Raw genomic sequence first — 635 nt, 5'->3', positions numbered from 1 at the left:
AGGGGCAGCCCTCCGGCTCCACTGCGACTAGGGTGACGCCGCTCGCGCGGTGCCAGGCCGCGATACCGCCGATCAGCCCACCGCCGCCCACCGCCACCAGCAGGTGCGTGAGCTCGGGCGCCTGCTCCTCCCATTCCAGGGCGACCGTGCCTTGGCCGGCCAGCACCTCCGGCTGGTCGTAGGCATGGACCACGAGGGCGCCGGTCTCGGCGGCGCGGGCCTCGCTGGCCTGCCGCGCCTCGTCGTAGCTGGCGCCGCCCACCACGAGCCTTGCGCCGAACGAGCGGATGCGCGCCCGCTTCGCCTCCGCCGAGATTTCCGGGACGAAGATCTCCGCCTTCAGCCCGAGCGACTGCGCCGCCGCAGCCACCGCCACGCCGTGGTTGCCGCCCGAGGCGGCGATCACGCCTGCCGGCCCGGCGCCTGCCGCCCGCATCCGGTTGAAGGCACCGCGCGGCTTGAAGCTGCCGGCCAATTGCAGCATCTCCAGCTTCAGCACGCCCCATCCGGGCATCGCCAGCAGCGGTGTCCGGCGGACATCGCCGGCAATCAGGCGGGCGGCGGCGGCGATGGCAGATTGATCAATTTGCATGCATTTTCCCTGTAACCCGACCGCTCTTTCGTGGCAGCCCCAA

The 635-nt window shown here is 72.1% G+C and carries 1 protein-coding gene; it reads right to left on the bottom strand.

All coding sequences use genetic code 11. The annotated features are described in order from the left end of the window. On the bottom strand, window positions 1-592 hold a 592-nt coding region (locus AC1DWF_RS35685; RefSeq protein WP_476843181.1), incomplete at its 3' end, for a pyridoxal-phosphate dependent enzyme. Between the last annotated feature and the right edge of the window lie 43 nt (window positions 593-635).

Source organism: Aminobacter sp. P4_D5 (assembly GCF_056401815.1).
This window is presented reverse-complemented; position numbering and strand designations above follow the sequence as displayed.